1 protein-coding gene (running past one end of the window) is annotated in these 18,100 nt (G+C 75.5%); it reads right to left on the bottom strand.

Annotated features, from left to right (window positions below):
• A protein-coding gene (locus tag ACMATS_RS36940) for a type I polyketide synthase (RefSeq protein ID WP_414170517.1) crosses the window boundary here: on the bottom strand, positions 1 to 18,100 show its 5' portion. It extends 10,358 nt beyond the left edge of the window; 18,100 of the gene's 28,458 nt are visible here — the first part of the coding sequence; its start codon is at positions 18,098 to 18,100; the stop codon falls past the left edge of the window.

Here is an 18,100-nt window from a genome sequence, read left to right as displayed (position 1 = left end):
TGACGAGCACCGTGCCGGCGGGCCGGAACCCGTCGGGCGCGGGGGCCTCCCCGAGGGGGTGGTGCGCCAGGCGGCGGGCGAACGTCGCGGTGGCGCGCACGGCGAGCTGGTCCTCGCCGTCGCGTCCGGCGAGCGCGGTGGCCAGTCGGCGCAGGGTGGTGTCGGCGAGCTCGTCGGGGAGGTCGACGAGACCGCCCCAGCGCTCCGGGTGTTCCAGTGCGACGACCCTGCCCAGGCCCCAGACGGCGGCCTGGGCCGGCCGGGCGAGCTGCTCGGAGCGGCCGACGGCCACCGCGGTGCGGGTCACGCACCACAGGGGCGCCTCGATGCCGGCGTCGCCCAGGGCCTGCACGGCCGTTGCCGTCAGCAGCAGGCCGGCGGGGACGCCGGGCGTGCCGTCCCCGTCCTCGTCGTCCAGTGCGAGCAGGGACAGGACGCCGGTGAACCGGTGTCCTTCCTCGGCGAGTTCGCGCAGGCGGCCGGTGAGGGCCTCGCGCTCCGCGGCGGCGACCTCGATGCGGACGGTGTCGGTGGCGAGGGCGTCGGTGACGGTGTCGGACCATGCCCGGTCGGCGGCGCCGGCCGGTGCGAGCACCAGCCAGGTGCCGGTCGGGGTGGCCGGGCCGGAGGCGGCCGTGCCGGTCAGGGGCTTCCAGGCGACCCGGTAGCGCCAGCCGTCGACGGTGGAGTGTTCCCGGCGCTTGCGGCGCCAGGAGGCCAGGGCCGGCACGACGGTGGTGAGGGTGTCGTCGTCCAGCTCCAGGGAGTTGCCCAGGGTGGAGAGGTCCGCGCGCTCGACGGCCGACCAGAACTCGGCGTCCGCCTCGTCCGCGGGGCCCGCCACGGCAGGGGCCGCCTCGACGGCCTCCGGCCAGTAGCGCTCGCGCTGGAAGGGGTAGGTCGGCAGCTCGGTGCGGCGGGCGCCGGTACCGGCGAACACGGCGGTCCAGTCGACCCGTACGCCGTGCACGTGGAGCCGGGCGAGGGCGGTGGTGAGGGCCGGGTCCTCGGGGTGGTTGCGGCGCAGGGCCGGGATCGCGGCGGCGCCTCCGTCCTCGTCGACGGTCGCGCGGACGGCGCCGGAGAGCACGGCGTCCGGGCCGAGTTCGAAGAAGGTGCTCACGCCGGACTCGGTGAGCCGGCGCACGGCGTCGGCGAAGCGGACGGTGGCGCGGACCTGCCCGGTCCAGTACTCCGGCGAGCAGAGCACGTCGGCCGGGGCGAGTTCGCCGGTGACGGTGGACACCAGCGGCAGCGTGGGCGCGTGGTAGGTGACGCCGGCGGCGACGCGGGCGAAGTCCTCCAGCATCGCGTCCATGTGGGGCGAGTGGAAGGCGTGGCTGACGCGCAGTCGCCGGGTGCGCCGGCCCTGCTCCTCGAAGCGGGCCGCGACGGCGAGCACCGCGTCCTCGTCGCCCGCGACGACCAGGGACGTCGGGGTGTTGAGGGCGGCGACGGAGACGCGTCCGTCGTACTCGGCGAGCAGGGGCAGCACTTCGTCCTCGGCCGCCTCGACGGCGGCCATGGCGCCGCCTGCGGGCAGGGCGGCCATCAGGCGGCCGCGTGCCGCGACGAGGGTGCAGGCGTCGTCGAGGGAGAGGACTCCGGCCGCGTGCGCGGCGGCGAACTCGCCGATGGAGTGTCCGGCGACGTAGTCGGGGCGCAGGCCCCAGGACTCGGCGAGCCGGAACAGGGCCACTTCGAGGGCGAAGAGGGCCGGCTGGGTGTAGCCGGTGTCGTCGAGCAGTGCGGCCTCGGGGGTGTCCGGTGCGGCGAAGAGGATGTCGCGCAGCGGGCGGTCGAGTTCGCGGTCGAAGCGGGCGAGTACGGCGTCCAGTGCCTCGGCGTAGACGGGGTGGCGTTCGTAGAGTTCGCGTCCCATCCCGGGGCGCTGGCTGCCCTGGCCGGTGAAGAGGAAGGCCAGGCGGCCGCGGCCGCGGCGGCCGGTGAGCAGGCTGCCGTCGGGGGTTCCGTCGCGCAGGGCGGTCAGGGCGCGGGTGAGCGCTTCCTGATCGTCGGTGCCCTCGGTGACGACGGCCGCGCGGTGCTCCAGGGCCGCCCGGGAGGTGGCGAGGGAGAACGCGAGGTCGGTGAGCGGCAGTTCGGGGTGGCCGGCGAGGTGGGTCAGGAGCCGGCCGGCCTGGGCGCGCAGGCCTGCTTCGGTGTGGCCGGACAGGGTCAGGGCCACGGCTCCGGCCGGGCGGGCCGGGGCCTCGGCCGGGTCCGTCCCGTCCGTCACGGCCCGCTGTTCCGGGGCCTGTTCGAGGACGGTGTGGACGTTGGTGCCGCTGAGTCCGAAGGAGGAGACGGCCGCGCGGCGCGGGTGTCCGGTCTCCGGCCAGGCCGTCGGCTCGGTGAGCAGGCGGATGGCGCCGGAGCTCCAGTCGACGTGCGTGGAGGGCTGGTCGATGTGCAGACTCTGCGGGACGGCCTCGTGGCGCAGGGCCATGACCATCTTGATGATGCTGGCGACGCCGGACGCCATCTGGGTGTGGCCGATGTTGGACTTCACCGAGCCGAGCAGCAGCGGGTGTTCGGGGTCGCGGCCCTGGCCGTAGGTGGCCAGCAGGGCCTGCGCCTCGATCGGGTCGCCGAGGGCGGTGCCGGTGCCGTGTCCGTCGACGACGTCGACCTCGGCGCCGGTCACGCCGGCGTTGGCGAGGGCCTGGCGGATGACGCGCTGCTGGGACGGGCCGTTGGGGGCGGTCAGGCCGTTGGAGGCGCCGTCCTGGTTGACGGCGGAGCCGCGGATCACGGCCAGGACCTCGTGCCCGTTGCGCAGGGCGTCGGAGAGCCGCTCGACGAGGACGAGGCCGACGCCCTCGGCCAGGCTCATGCCGTCGGCGGCTTCGGAGTAGGCCTTGCAGCGGCCGTCGGCCGCCATCGCCCGCTGCTGGCTGAAGCCGATGAACGGGAACGGCGTGGACATGATGCTGACGCCGCCGGCGAGGGCGAGGGAGCTCTCGCCGTTGCGCAGGGACTGGCAGGCCAGGTGCAGGGCGACGAGGGAGGAGGAGCAGGCGGTGTCGAGCGAGACGGCCGGGCCCTCGAAGCCGTAGGTGTAGGACAGGCGGCCGGACAGGACGCTGGAGATGGTGCCGGTGATGGCGTGTCCCTCGCTGCCCGCCGGGGTCGCGGCGTTGGCGGCGTAGTCCTGGTAGCTGGCGCCGATGAAGGTGCCGGTGCTGCTGCCGCGCAGGGCGGCGGGGTCGATGCCGGCGCGCTCCATCGCCTCCCAGGAGGTCTCCAGCAGCAGGCGCTGCTGGGGGTCCATGGCCAGCGCCTCGCGGGGCGAGATGCCGAAGAAGGAGGCGTCGAAGTCGGCGGCGTCGTGGAGGAAGCCGCCCCGGGTCGAGTAGGTGCGGCCCGGCCGGTCGGGGTCGGGGTCGTAGAGGCCCTCGGTGTCCCAGCCGCGGTCGGTGGGCCACTCGCCGGTGACGTCGCCGCCCTCGGCGACGATCCGCCACAGGTCCTCCGGGGAGGCGATGCCGCCCGGGTAGCGGCAGCTCATGCCGATGATGGCGATGGGCTCGTCGTCGGCGGGGGCCGTGGCGGCGTGCACCGCGACGGCTGCCCCGGTGCCGGTGCCGGCGAGCGCGTCGCGCAGGTGGGCGACGAGCGCGAGCGGGTTGGGGTAGTCGAAGACCATGGTGCTCGGCAGGGCGAGCCCGGTGACGGCGGCGATCCGGTTGCGCAGGTCGACGGCGGTCAGCGAGTCGAAGCCCACGTCGCGGAAGGCCCGTTCCTCGGACAGCACGTCCGGGGAGGCGTGGCCGAGCGCGGTGGCCGCCTCGGTGCGCACCAGGTCCAGCAGGAGACGGTCCTGCTCGGCCGGGGCCAGTCCGAGGAGCCGGGAGGCGAACTCGCTTCCGGAGGTGTGGACTTCGGCGGTCTCCTCCTCCAGCTGCCGGACCTCGGGCAGGTCCGCGAAGAGGGGGGCGGGCCGTGCGGAGGTGAAGACCGGGTGGTAACGCTCCCAGTCCACGTCGGCGATGGCGAGCACCGTCTCGTCGGCGTCGAGGGCCTGCCGCAGCCCGGTGAGGGCCAGTTGGGGGTCCATGAAGACGAGTCCGCTGCGGCGGATCTGGCCGGGGTCGACGCGGCCGAGCTTCAGGTCGTCGGCCCAGATGCCCCAGGAGACGGCCGTGGCGCGGGCGCCCCGGGCACGGCGGTGCTCGGCGAGGGCGTTGAGGTAGGCGTTGCCGGCGACGTAGGCGGCGTGCGCCCCGCTGCCCCACATGCCCGCGGCGGAGGAGTACAGGACGAAGGCGTCGAGCTCGTCGTCGTCGAGGAGTTCGTCGAGGTGCCGGGCGCCGGTGACCTTGGCGTCGACGACGTTGGCGAAGCCGTCGAGGGTCGTCTCGGCGAGCGGGGCGAGCTCGATGGTGACGGCGGTGTGCACGACCGTACGGACGGTGCGGCCGTCGTCCTTGAGGGCCTGGAGCATGTCCGCGACCGCGTCGCGGTCGGTCAGGTCGCAGGCGACGTAGGTGGCTTCGCAGCCCAGCTCGGCGAGTTCCTGGACGAGTTCCGCCGCGCCCGGTGCCGCCGGGCCGCGGCGGCTGGTCAGCACGATGTGCTCGGCGCCCTGGCCGGCGAGCCAGCGGGCCAGGTGCGGGGCCAGGGTGCCGGTGCCGCCGGTGACGAGGGTGGTGCCGCGGGGCGACCAGGGGCGGGCCGGGGCGGCGTCCGCGGAGGCGGCGCGCACGATGCGGCGGATGTGGACGCCCGAGGCGCGGACGGCGATCTGGTCCTCGCCGGTGCGGCCGGTGAGGACGGCGGCCAGGCGCTCGGCGGCGCGCCGGTCGAGCGTTTCGGGCAGGTCGACGACGCCGCCCCAGCGCTGCGGGTGTTCGAGGGCTGCCGTCCAGCCGAGGCCGTGGATCTGGGCCTGGGCGGGCCGGGTCAGCTTGTCCGCGCGGCCGGTGGAGACCGCGCCGCGGGTCAGGCACCACAGGGGTGCGTCGATGCCGGTGTCGCCCAGTGCCTGGACGAGCGAGACGGTCAGGGCGAGCCCGGTGGTGAGCGCCGGGTGCTCCGCGTTCTGCTCCTCGGCCGCGGCCAGCAGGGACACCACTCCCGTGAGGTCCTCCAGGCCGTCGAGCGCGGTCAGCCGCGCGGCCAGTTCCGTGCGGTCCGTGCAGGCGTCGTCCAGGACGAGCGTGTGCGGGACGGCGCCGTGGGCGGCGAGGGCGTCCGTGACGTCGTCGGCGGCGATGCCCTCGGCGGTGACGACGAGCCAGGTGCCCGTCAGGGCCGCGGCGGGCAGGCCGGTCAGCGGCTTCCATGTGGCGTGGTAGCGCCAGGAGTCCACGGTCGACAGGTCGCGGCGGCGCTTGCGCCAGTGCGACAGCGCCGGGAGCACCGGGGCCAGGGAGGTGCGGTCCAGGTGCAGGCTGGAGGCGAGGGAGTCGACGTCCTCCTCCTCGACCGCGGTCCAGAACTCCGCGTCCGCGGGGTCCGTTTCATGGCGGTCCTGTGCCGCGGCGGGGATGGCCCACAGGTATTCGCGCTGGAAGGCGTAGGTGGGCAGCGGCACCCGGCGGGCGCCGGTGCCGGCGAAGACGCGGGACCAGTCGGCGTGCGCGCCCCGGACGAAGGCCTCGGCGAGCGAGGTCAGGAAGCGGTCGGTGCCGCCGGCGTCGCGCCGGAGCGTGCCGAGCACCGCGGCCCGGGCCTCCGCCGACTCGGCCGTCTCCTGGATGCCCACGGCGAGCACGGGGTGGGAGCTGACCTCGATGAAGAAGCGGTGGTTCTGCGCGAGGAGTTCGCGCACGGCGGGCTCGAAGCGGACGGTTCCGCGGAGGTTGGTGTACCAGTAGTCGGCGTCGAGGCCGGTGGTGTCCAGCCAGTCGCCGGTGACGGTGGAGAAGAAGGGCACCTGCGCGGGCCGCGGGCGGACCGGTGCGAGGACGCTGCGCAGTTCGTCGCGCAGCAGCTCCACCTGTGCGGAGTGCGAGGCGTAGTCGACGGCGATGCGCCGGACGCGGACCTCCTGGGCCGTCAGCTCGGCCAGGAGGGCCTCCAGCGGCTCGGTGGCGCCCGAGACGACCACGGAGCGGGGGCCGTTGACGGCGGCGACGGACAGGCCCTCGTACGCGGCGACGCGCTCCTCGACCTCGGCCACGGGCAGCGGGACCGACATCATGCCGCCGGATCCGGCCAGTACGCGGGCGATGGCCTGGCTGCGCAGCGCGACGACGCGGGCGGCGTCCTCCAGCGACAGGGCGCCGGAGACGGCGGCCGCGGCGATCTCGCCCTGCGAGTGGCCGACGACGGCGTCGGGCGTGATGCCGTGGGAGCGCCACAGTTCGGCCAGCGAGACCATGACGGCGAACGAGGCGGGCTGGACGACGTCGACGCGGTCCAGGGTGGGTGCACCCTCGACCTGGCGCAGGACGTCGAGCAGCGACCAGTCGGTGAACTCCGAGAGGGCGACCGCGCATTCGCGCAGGCGCTCGGCGAAGACCGGGGACTCCTCCAGCAGCCGCGCCCCCATGCCGGCCCACTGGGAGCCCTGGCCGGGGAAGACGAACACGGTCCTGCCGTCGGTGTCGGCGGCGCCCTGGACGATGCCCGGGGCCGACTGCCCCTCGCCGAGGGCCCGCAGCGCTGCCGCCTGCTCCTCGCCGCCGGTGCCGACGACGACGGCGCGGTGATCGAAGAGGGCGCGCGAGGTCACCAGGCTGTGGCCGGTGTCGAGGGCGCTCGGCGACTGCTCGCCGTCGAGGCGGGCCGCGAGGTTCGCGGCCTGGGCGCGCAGGGCGCCCGGGGTCCGTGCGGACAGCACCCAGGGGATGGCGCCGCCGGCCGGGGGCACCGGCTCGGTCTCCGGCGCGGGGGCCGCCTCCTGAGGCCGGGGGGCCTCTTCGAGGACGGTGTGGGCGTTGGTTCCGCTGATGCCGAAGGAGGAGACCGCGCAGCGGCGCAGGCGCTCGCCCTCGGGCCAGTCGGTGCGGTCGGTCAGCAGCGAGACCGCGCCGGAGCTCCAGTCCACGTGGCTGGAGGGGGTGTCGGCGTGCAGGGTGCGCGGCAGTTCGCCGTTGCGCAGCGCCATGACCATCTTGATGACGCTGGCGACGCCGGAGGCCGACTGGGCGTGGCCGATGTTGGACTTCACCGAGCCCAGCAGCAGCGGCCGTTCGGGGTCGCGGCCCTGGCCGTAGGTGGCCAGCAGGGCCTGGGCCTCGATGGGGTCGCCGAGGGCGGTGCCGGTGCCGTGCGCCTCGACGGCGTCGATGTCCGCCGGGGTCAGCCCGGAGTCGGCGAGGGCCTGGCGGATGACGCGCTGCTGGGACGGGCCGTTGGGTGCGGACAGGCCGTTGGAGGCGCCGTCCTGGTTGATGGCCGAGCCGCGCACGACGGCGAGGACCTCGTGCCCGTTGCGCTGCGCGTCGGAGAGCCGCTCCAGGACGAGGATGCCGACGCCCTCGGCGAGCGTCATGCCGTCGGCGCCCTCGGCGAACGCCTTGCAGCGGCCGTCGCCCGCGAGGGCCCGCTGGCGGCTGAAGGCGACGAAGGAGCTGGGGTTGGTCATCACGGTCGCGCCGCCGGCCAGGGCCAGCGAGCTCTCGCCGTTGCGCAGCGACTGGCAGGCCAGGTGCATGGCGACCAGGGACGAGGAGCAGGCGGTGTCGACGGTGACGGCCGGTCCTTCGAGGCCGAAGAGGTAGGCCAGGCGCCCGGAGAGCACGCTGGGGCTGGTGCCGGTCACCAGGTGGCCGGCGGAGGGGTCGTCGACGCCGAGCCCGTACTCCTGGTAGGTGGAGCCGATGAAGGTCCCGGTGGCGGTGGAGTGGACCGTTGCGGGGTCGATTCCGGCCTGCTCGAAGGCCTCCCAGGTGGTCTCCAGCAGCAGCCGCTGCTGGGGGTCCATCGAGAGGGCCTCGCGCGGCGAGATGCCGAAGAAGCCGGCGTCGAACTCGCCCGCGTCGTGCAGGAATCCACCCTGGGTGGAGTACGTGGTGCCGGGGTTGTCCGGGTCCGGGTGGTACAGGCCGTCGGTGGCCCAGCCGCGGTTGACGGGGAAGTCGGAGATGGCGTCGACGCCGTCGGAGACGAGCTCCCAGAGCTGCTCCGGGGAGCGGACGCCGCCGGGGTAGCGGCAGCTCATGCCGATGATGGCGATGGGCTCGTCGAAGCCGCCCGCCGAGGGTACGGCCACAGCCTGCGCCGACTCGGCGCCGCTGCCCAGGAGTTCGGCGCGCAGGTGGCGCGCGAGGGCGGCGGGGGTCGGGTAGTCGAAGACCAGCGTGGCGGGCAGGGCCAGGCCGGTGAGCGCGGCCAGCCGCTTGCGCAGTTCCACGGCGGTCAGCGAGTCGAAGCCGGCCTCGCGGAAGGCCCGCCGCTCGGCGATGCCGTCGGCGGAGGTGTGGCCGAGGACGACGGCCGCCTCGGCGCGCACCAGGTCGGCGAGCAGGCGCTCCTGCTCGTCCTCGCCGAGGCCCTGCAGGCGCGCGGCGAACTCCGGTACGGCGCTCTCGCCGCCGGCCTGCTCCAGGGCGCGTACGCCGGGCAGTTCGTCGAAGAGGACGCTGGGGCGCGAGGAGGTGAAGACGGGGTGGTAGCGGTCCCAGTCGATGTCGGCGACCGTGACGGTGACGTCCTGCTGGACGACCGCGCGGCGCAGTTCGGCGATGGCGGTGGCGGGGGCGAGGAAGCGCAGCCCCGTCCGCAGCAGCTGGTCGGCGACGGCCTCGTGGGTGGCCATGCCGAGCTCGCCCCAGGGGCCCCAGGCCACCGAGGTCGCGGTCAGGCCGCGGGCCCGCCGGTGTTCGGCGAGGGCGTCGAGGTAGGCGTTGGCGGCGCCGTAGGCGCTCTGTCCGGCGCTGCCCCACACGCCGGCGATCGAGGAGACCAGGACGAAGAAGTCGAGGTCGTGGCCGTCGAGGAGGGCGTCGAGGTGGGCCGCGCCGAGCATCTTCGCGGCCATGGCGTCCGCGGCGGCGTCCAGCGGGGTCTCGCTGAGAGCGGCCGCCTGGCCGACGCCTGCCGCGTGCACGACGCCGGTCAGCGGGTGCTCGTCCGGCACGGAGGCCAGCAGCGCGGCGAGCGCGTCGCGGTCGGCGGTGTCGCAGGCGGCGACGGTGACCTGGGCGCCCAGCTCCCGGAGTTCGGCGGCCAGTTCGGCGGCGCCGGGGGCGTCGGGGCCGCGGCGGCTGGTGAGGACGAGGTGCTCGGCGCCGCTGCGGGCGAGCCAGCGGGCGACCTCGGCGCCGAGGGCTCCGGTGCCGCCGGTGACGAGCACGGTGCCGCGCGCGGTGAAGGCGTCGGCCGTGGGCAGTTCGGCGAGCGGGTGGCCCACGAGGCGCCGGCCGAGTGCACCGCCCGCGCGGATCGCGACCTGGTCCTCGCCGCCGCGGGTGGCGAGGAGGCTGACGAGCTGCTGGGTGGCGGGCGCGTCGAGGACGGGCGGCAGGTCGATCAGGCCGCTCCACAGCTGCGGGTGTTCCAGGGCGGCGACGCGGCCCAGGCCCCAGACCGCTGCCTGGAGGGGGTTGGTGAGCGGGTCGGCGGCGCCGGTGGTGACCGCGCCGCGGGTCAGGGCCCATACGGGGGCGGCGAGATGGGTGTCGGCGAGCGCCTGGATCAGGACGATGCTCAGAGCGAGCCCGGCCGGCAGCTCGCCGTCCGGCCGGTGGCCGGGTTCGTCGGCGAGGGGCAGCAGGGACAGTACACCGGAGAAGGTCCGCTCCGGGTCGCTCACCGCTTCGAGGCGGGCGGCGAGTTGGGCGCGTTCGCGGCAGGAGGCGTCCAGTACGAGCGTCTCGAACTGGGCGCCGTGGCCGCGCAGCGCGTCCAGGATCTCGTCGGTGTCGGTCCCTTCGGCGGTCACGACCAGCCAGGTGCCGTCCAGGACGGGAGCGGCGGCTGCCCGGACCGGGCGCCAGGCGACGCGGTAGCGGGTGGAGTCCAGCAGCGCCTTCTCCTGGCGCAGCTGACGCCACGACGACAGGGCGGGCAACAGTGCGTAGAGGGAGGCGTGTTGCTCGTCGCGCAGACCGAGGAGCCCGGCGAGCCCAGCGGCGTCGCCGCGCTCGACGGCGCTCCACAGCTCGGCGTCCGCCGGGTCGGCGGCGGCCTGCGGGCCGGTGGCCGGGGTGGCCTCGGGCCAGTAGCGCTCGTGCTGGAAGGCGTACGTGGGCAGGTCCACGGTGCGCGCGCCGGTGCCGGCGAAGTACGCGGACCAGTCCACGGCCGTGCCGCGGACGTGCAGGCGGGCGAGGGCGGTGGCGACGGACTGCTCCTCGCCGCGGTCGGCGCGCAGCAGCGGGACGAAGTCCGCGTCCGTGCCGTCGCCCAGGGTGGCCTGGGCGGGGGCCGACAGGACGCTGTCGGGGCCGAGTTCGAGGAAGGTGCCGGCACCGTGTGCGTGAGCGGCACGTATGCCGTCGGCGAAGCGGACCGTGCCGCGCGCGTGCGCGACCCAGTAGTCCGCGGAGCGGAGCTCCTCGTCGGTGGCCGGAAGGCCGGTGAGGTCGGAGATGACGGTGACGGTCGGTGCGGCGTAGGTGATGCCGGCGGCGACCTCGCGGAACTCGTCGAGCATGGGGTCCATGAGCGGCGAGTGGAAGGCGTGGCTGACGCTCAGCCGCTTGGTCTTGCGGCCCAGGGCGGCGAAGTGGGCGGCGATCTCCTCGGCGGCGGCCTCGTCACCGGAGACGACGACGGCGGTGGGGCCGTTGACGGCGGCGAGGGAGACCTCCTGCTCACGTCCTGCGAGCAGCGGGGCCACTTCCTCCTCCGTGGCCTGGAGGGAGATCATCGCGCCGGCGGCGGGCAGGGCCTGCATCAGCCGCGCCCGCGCGGCGACCAGACGGGCCGCGTCCGGCAGCGAGAGGACGCCTGCGACGTGGGCGGCGGCGATCTCGCCGACGGAGTGGCCGAGCAGTACGTCGGGGCGGATCCCCCAGGTGCGCAGCAGGCGGTAGAGCGCGACCTCGACGGCGAAGAGGGCCGGCTGGGTCCACTCGGTGCGCTCCAGCAGCTCCGCCTCGGGGCTGCCGGCCGGTGCGAGGAGGACGTCCTTCAGGGGACGGTCCAGGTGCGGGTCGAAGGCGGCGGCCACCTCGTCGAAGGCGGCGGCGAACGCCGGGAAGCGCGCGTGGAGTTCACGGCCCGCTCCGGGGCGCTGGCTGCCCTGTCCGGCGAACAGCACGGCGAGCCTGCCCGCGCCGCCGGTCTCGCCCTCGGTGAGCGCGGGGTCCGGCCGGTCGGCGGCCAGCGCGGCGAGTGCGCGCAGCAGTTCGTCGCGGTCGCCGGTGACGACGGCCCGCTGGTCGAAGGCCGAGCGGGTGGTGGCGAGGGAGAGGCCGATGCCGGCCGGGTCGAAGCCGGGGCGCTCGTCGAGGAAGGAGCGCAGGCGGGCGGCCTGGTCCCGCAGCGCCGCCCGGCTCTTGCCGGACAGGGCCCACGGCACGACGGCCGGCACGAGCCGGGGCTGGTCGTTCTCGTCGCGCGGGCCGGGCTCGGCCGGGGCGGCTTCGAGGACGACGTGCGCGTTCGTGCCGCTGAAGCCGAAGGCGGAGACGCCGGCGCGGCGCGGCCGGTCGGCCTGCGGCCAGGAGGTCTCCTCGGCGAGCAGGCGCACCGCTCCGGCGTCCCACTCCACGTGCGAGGACGGCACGTCGGCGTGCAGCGTGCGGGGCAGCACGCCCTTGTCCATGGCCATGACCATCTTGATGACGCCGGCCACGCCGGCCGCCGCCTGGGTGTGGCCGATGTTGGACTTCACCGAGCCCAGCAGCAGCGGGTGTTCGGCGTCGCGGTCCTGGCCGTAGGTGGCCAGCAAGGCCTGGGCCTCGATCGGGTCGCCGAGCGTGGTGCCGGTGCCGTGCGCCTCGACGGCGTCGACGTCCGTGACGGACAGGCCGGCGCCGGCCAGGGCCTGCCGGATCACGCGCTGCTGGGACAGGCCGTTGGGGGCGGTCAGGCCGTTGGACGCGCCGTCCTGGTTGACGGCGGAGCCGCGGACGACGGCCAGGATGCGGTGCCCGTTGCGGCGGGCGTCGGAGAGCCGTTCGAGGACGAGGACGCCCACGCCCTCGGACCAGCCGACGCCGTCGGCGCTGTCGGAGAAGGCCTTGCAGCGGCCGTCCTGGGACAGTCCGCGCTGCCGGGAGAACTCGATGAGGGCGCCGGGCGTCGACATCACGGTGACACCGCCGGCCAGGGCCAGCGAGCACTCCCCCGTGCGCAGGGCCTGCATCGCCCAGTGCATGGCGACGAGCGAGGACGAGCACGCCGTGTCGACGGTGACGGCGGGGCCCTCCAGGCCGAGGGTGTAGGACACGCGCCCGGAGGCGATGCTCGGTGAGGTGCCGCTGCCCTGGTGGCCCTCGAACTGCCCGCCGGCGAGCGTCTGTGCGTAGTCGTTGTACATGACGCCGGCGAACACGCCGGTGCGGCTGCCGCGCAGGGACACCGGGTCGATGCCGGCCCGCTCGATGGCCTCCCAGGACGCCTCCAGCAGCAGGCGCTGCTGGGAGTCGGTGGCCAGGGCCTCGCGGGGGCTCATGCCGAAGAACGCGGGGTCGAACTCGGGTGCGTCGTGCAGGAATCCGCCGAAGCGGGAGTAGGAGGTGCCGAGGCGGTCCGGGTCCGGGTCGTAGAGCGCCTCCAGGTCCCAGCCGCGGTCGGTGGGCAGGCCGGAGATGGCGTCGGTGCCCTCGCTGACCAGGCGCCACAGGTCCTCGGGCGAGGCGACGCCGCCGGGGTAGCGGCAGCTCATGCCGACGATGACGACGGGGTCCTGGTCGGTGGCGGCGAGCGGGGCGGCCGCGGTGACGGCGGCCTCGGAGCCCATGAGTTCGCCGAGGACGTGCGCGGCGAGGGCGCTGACGGTCGGGTAGTCGAAGACGACCGTGGCGGCGGTGCGCAGGCCGGTGACCGCGCGGAGCCGGTTGCGCAGCTCCACGGCGGTCAGGGAGTCGAAGCCCAGGTCGCGGAACGGGCGTTGCGCGTCGATCTCGGCGGCACCGGAGTGGCCGAGCACGGCGGCCACCTGGCCGGCCACGAGGTCGCGCACGACCTCGGTGCGGTCGGCCTCCTCCAGCCGGGAGAGCTGCTGGACGAGGCTGACGGCCGTCTCCGAGCCGGCGACCACCGAGCGGCGGGCGGGGGTGCGGACGAGGCCGCGCATCAGCGCCGGCACCTCGCCCTGGACCCGCAGGACGGACAGGTCGAGGCGGACCGGCAGCAGGACGCCGGCCTCGGTGGCGATTGCGGCGTCGAAGAGGGCGACGCCCTGGTCCTCGGTGAGCGCGGGCGTGCCCATGCGCTCCAGGCGCTCGAGGTCTGCCCCGGTCAGCCCGCCGGTCATGCCGCCGGTGGGCGCCCACGGGCCCCAGCCCAGGGAGAGGCCCGGCAGCCCGGCGGCGCGGCGCAGTCGGGCGACGGCGTCGATGAAGGCGTTCGCGGCGGCGTAGTTGCCCTGGCCCGCGGCGCCGACGGTGCCGGAGAGGGAGGAGAAGACGACGAAGGCGGCCAGGTCCAGCCCGCGGGTGGCCTCGTGGAGGTGCCACACGGCGTCGGCCTTGGGCCGCAGCACCGTGCTGATCCGCTCGGGGGTGAGCGACTCGATCAGGCCGTCGTCGAGCGTGCCGGCGCTGTGCACGACAGCGGTGACGGGGTGCTCGGCGGGTACGGCGGCCAGCAGCCGCTCGACGGCGGAGCGGTCGGCGAGGTCGCAGGCCTCGACGGTCACCTGCGCGCCGTGCCCGGCCAGTTCGGCGACGAGTTCGTCGGCGCCCTCGGCGGCGGCGCCCCGGCGGCTGACGAGCAGCAGGTGCCGCACGCCGCGCTCGGCGACCAGGTGGCGGGCCAGCACGCGGCCCAGGCCGCCGGTGGCGCCGGTGAGCACCACGGTGCCCTCGGGGTTCCACTGTGCGTCGGCCTGCGGCGCCTGGGCGCGGGCGAGCCGGGCGGCGAGGACGGTGTCGCCGCGGAGGGCGGTCTGCGGCTCGTCCGCGGCCAGGGCCCGGGCGAGCTGCGGTGCGCCGGATCCGTCGGGGCCGAGGTCCACCAGGCCGAAGCGGCCGGGGTGTTCGGCCTGTGCGGCACGCACCAGGCCCCAGACGGCGGCGGCCGCCGGGTCCGGCGTCTCCCGCCCGTCGGCGGTGACCGCACCGCGGGTGACGAAGACCAGGCGGGAGGCGGCGTACCGCTCGTTCTCCAGCCAGGACTTGAGCTGCTCCAGGACGTCGGCGGTGCGGGCGTGCGCCGCGCCGACCGGATCGTCGTCGGTGGTGCCGGCGACGGGGGCGAGCACGACGTCGGGCACCTCGGCCGCGTCGGCGTCCAGACCGGGCAGGGCCGTGACCGCGAGGTCCGGCGTCCCGGCGAGGCCGAAGAGGTCGTGGCCGAGGACGGCCACGGACGAGGGCAGCGTCCCGGCGGAGTCGCCCAGCGGGGTCCAGCGCAGCTCGAACAGGGCCTCGCGGCCGAGGGAGGCGGCGGCGCCCAGCCGCTCGTCCGGCACCGCGCGCAGGACGAGCGAGCCGACGGAGGCCACGAGGGTGCCCTCGGTGTCGGCGACGGCGATCGCCACCGCGTCCTCGTCGGTACGGGTCAGCTTCACGCGGACCGTCGTCGCCCCGCTCGCGTGCAGGGACACGTCCTGCCACGAGAAGGGCAGGCCGCCGCGGGCCTCCTCGCCGAGTCCGGCGAAGGCCGAGGCGTGCAACGTGGCGTCCAGCAGGGCCGGGTGGATGCCGAAGGAACCGGTGTCGGAGGTGCCGGTCTCCGGCAGCGTCACCTCGGCGTAGACGTCGTCACCGGCGGTCCAGGCCGCGCGCAGGCCCTGGAACAGGGGGCCGTACCCGAAGCCGCCCTCGGCGATGCGGTCGTAGAAGCCGTCGAGGTCGACCGGCTGTGCACCGGCGGGGGGCCAGACGGCGGCATCGAAGGCGGCGCGGTGCTCACCGGCGACGAGCGTGCCGGCGGCGTGCTGCGCCCAGGGGAGCTCCTCGGGCCCGTCGGGGCGGGAGTGGATGCTCAGGGTGCGGCGGCCGGACTCGTCCGGGCTGCCGACCCACACCTGCACCTGCACTCCGCCCTCGGCGGGCAGGACCAGGGGCGCGGCGAGGGTGAGTTCCTCGATGCGGTCGCAGCCGGTCTCGTCCCCGGCGCGGACGGCCAGTTCCAGGAAGGCGGTGCCCGGGAGCAGGACCGTGCCGCGCACGGCGTGGTCGGCCAGCCAGGGGTGGGTGCGCAGCGACAGCCGGCCGGTCAGCAGCAGGCCGTCGGAGTTGGCGACCGACACGGCCGCGGCCAGCAGCGGGTGGCGGGCGGCGCCCAGGCCCATCGCGCGGGCGTCGCCGCCCTGTGCGGCCACGCCCTTGGCCCAGTAACGGCGGTGCTGGAAGGCGTAGGTGGGCAGGTCCGTGCGGCGGGCGCCGGTGCCGTCGAAGTAGGCCTTCCACTGGACGGCCACGCCGCGCAGGTGCAGGTCGGTCAGCGCGGTGGTGAGCGTCTCGGCCTCGGGGCGGCCCGGCCGCAGCACGGCGAGCGTGGCGGGGGCGGCTTCGGTGGTGTCGTCGAGGCAGGCCTGGGCCATGGCGGAGAGGACGCCATCGGGGCCCAGTTCGAGGAAGGTGCCCACGCCGTGGCCGCTCAGCCAGGACACGGTGTCGGCGAACCGGACGGCGTGGCGGGCGTGGTCGGCCCAGTAGTCCGCGGAGGTCAGCTGCTCGACGGTGGCGAGGGTGCCGGTCAGGCCGGAGACGACGGGGAGGACGGGTGCCTGCGGCGCGAGGCCGGAGACGACGGTGCGGAACTCCTCGAGCATGGGTTCCATGAGCGGGGAGTGGAAGGCGTGCGAGACCTGCAGCTGCCTGGTCTTGCGGCCCAGCTCGGTGAAGTGCCCGGCGACGGCGGCGACATCGTCCGCCGCACCGGCGACGACGACGGCGTCGGGTCCGTTGACCGCAGCGATGGAGACCCGGTCCTGCCGGTTCTCGAGCAGGGGCAGGACCTCGTCCTCGGCCGCCTGCAGCGCGACCATGACGCCGCCGGCGGGCAGCGCCTGCATGAGCCGGCCGCGTGCGAGCACCAGGGCCGCGGCGTCGGCGGCCGAGAAGACCCCGGCCACGTGCGCGGCCGCGATCTCGCCGATGGAGTGTCCGGTGACGAAGTCCGGCTTGATGCCGAGGGATTCGGCCAGCCGGTACAGCGCGACCTCGATCGCGAACAGGGCGGGCTGCGCGTAGCCGGTCTCGTTGAGCAGCTCGGCCTCGGGCGTGCCCTCGGCGGCGAACAGCACGTCCTTCAGGGGCCGTTCGAGGCCCTCGTCGAAGTGGGCGAGCAGCTCGTCGAGCGCGGCGGCGAAGACGGGGAAACGGGCGTGGAGTTCACGCCCCATGCCCGGCCGCTGGGAGCCCTGGCCCGCGAAGAGGAAGGCGAGCTTGGAGCGGCCCTGGACGGTGCCCTGGGTCACGCCCGGAGCCGCCTCGCCGGCGGCCAGCGCGGTCAGCGCGGCGAGGGCCTGGTCACGGTCGGCGGTGGTGAACGCGGCGCGGTGCTCGAAGCCGGAGCGGGCGGTGGCCAGGGAGTGGGCCACGTCCACGGGGGCGAGGTCGGGGCGGGTGGTGAGGAGGTCCAGCAGCCGGTCGGCCTGGGCGCGCAGGGCCTCCCGGGTCCGGCCGGAGACCAGCCACGGGACGGCCCCGGCGGCGATGGGCTCGGCGACGACGGCGGCCGTCTCGCCGGTGCCCTCGTCCGTGTTCTCGTCCGCGGCTTCGGGGGCCCGCTCGGCCGGGGCCTCCTCGATGATCGTGTGCGCGTTGGTGCCGCTGAGCCCGAAGGAGGAGATGCCCGCCCGGCGCGGCTCCGCGCCCTGCGGCCACGGGGTCTGCTCGGTCAGCAGGCGCACGGCGCCCGCCGTCCAGTCCACGTGCGAGGACGGCGCGTCGACGTGCAGCGTGCGGGGCAGGATGCCGTGCCGCATGGCCAGCACCATCTTGATGACGCCGGCCATGCCGGCCGCCGCCTGGGTGTGCCCGAGGTTGGACTTGACGGAGCCCAGCAGCAGCGGGTGGTCCTCGGCGCGGTTGCGGCCGTAGGTCGCGATCAGCGCCTGGGCCTCGACCGGGTCTCCCAGGGTGGTGGCCGTGCCGTGGGCCTCGACGACGTCGACCTCGTCGGCCGAGAGCCGCGCGTTGACCAGCGCCTGCTCGATCACCCGTTGCTGGGAGGGGCCGTTGGGGGCGGTCAGGCCGTTGGAGGCGCCGTCCTGGTTGACGGCGGAGCCGCGGATGACGGCCAGGACCTCGTGCCCGTTGCGGCGGGCCTCCGAGAGCCGTTCCAGGACCAGCACGCCCGCGCCCTCGGCCCAGCCGGTGCCGTCGGCGGAGTCGGCGAAGGAGCGGCAGCGCCCGTCGGCGGACAGCCCGCCCTGGCGGCTGAACTCCACGAAGGTCGTGGGTGCGGACATCACCGTGACGCCCGCGGCCAGCGCCAGGGAGCACTCGCCCTGGCGCAGGGAGTGGGCGGCCAGGTGCAGGGCCACCAGGGACGACGAGCAGGCGGTGTCGACCGTCACCGCCGGGCCCACGGCCCCGAAGAAGTAGGAGAGCCGGCCCGACAGGACGCTGGTGGCGGTGCCCGTCAGGGTGAAGCCCTGGGCGTCGTCGTCCGGGCCCACCCGGTACTCCTGGGGCATGGCCCCGACGAAGACGCCCGTCCGGGTGCCCCGGACCGCGGCCGGGTCGATACCGGCCCGCTCGAAGGCCTCCCAGGAGGACTCCAGCAGCACCCGCTGCTGGGGGTCCATCGCCAGGGCCTCGCGCGGGGAGATCCCGAAGAATCCGGCGTCGAACTCGGCCGCGTCGTGCAGGAATCCGCCGGAGAACCGGCCGGCGTCCTCCGCCAGCAGCTCCCAGCCGCGGTCGGCGGGGGTCCCCGTGATGCCGTCCTCGCCCGCGACGAGCATGGACCAGAGTTCCTCGGGGGTCGTCACACCCCCGGGGAAGCGGCAGCTCATGCCCACGATCGCAATGGGCTCGCGGGCTGCAGCCTCCAGTTCGCCCACCCGCTGCCGGGAACGCCGCAGATCGGCGCTCGCCCGCTTCAGGTAGTCGCGGAGCTTCTGTTCCTTGTCCAT

Source organism: Streptoverticillium reticulum, from assembly GCF_047456005.1.
In the GTDB taxonomy this organism is placed as follows: Bacteria; Actinomycetota; Actinomycetes; order Streptomycetales; family Streptomycetaceae; genus Streptomyces; species Streptomyces reticulum.
This window is presented reverse-complemented; position numbering and strand designations above follow the sequence as displayed.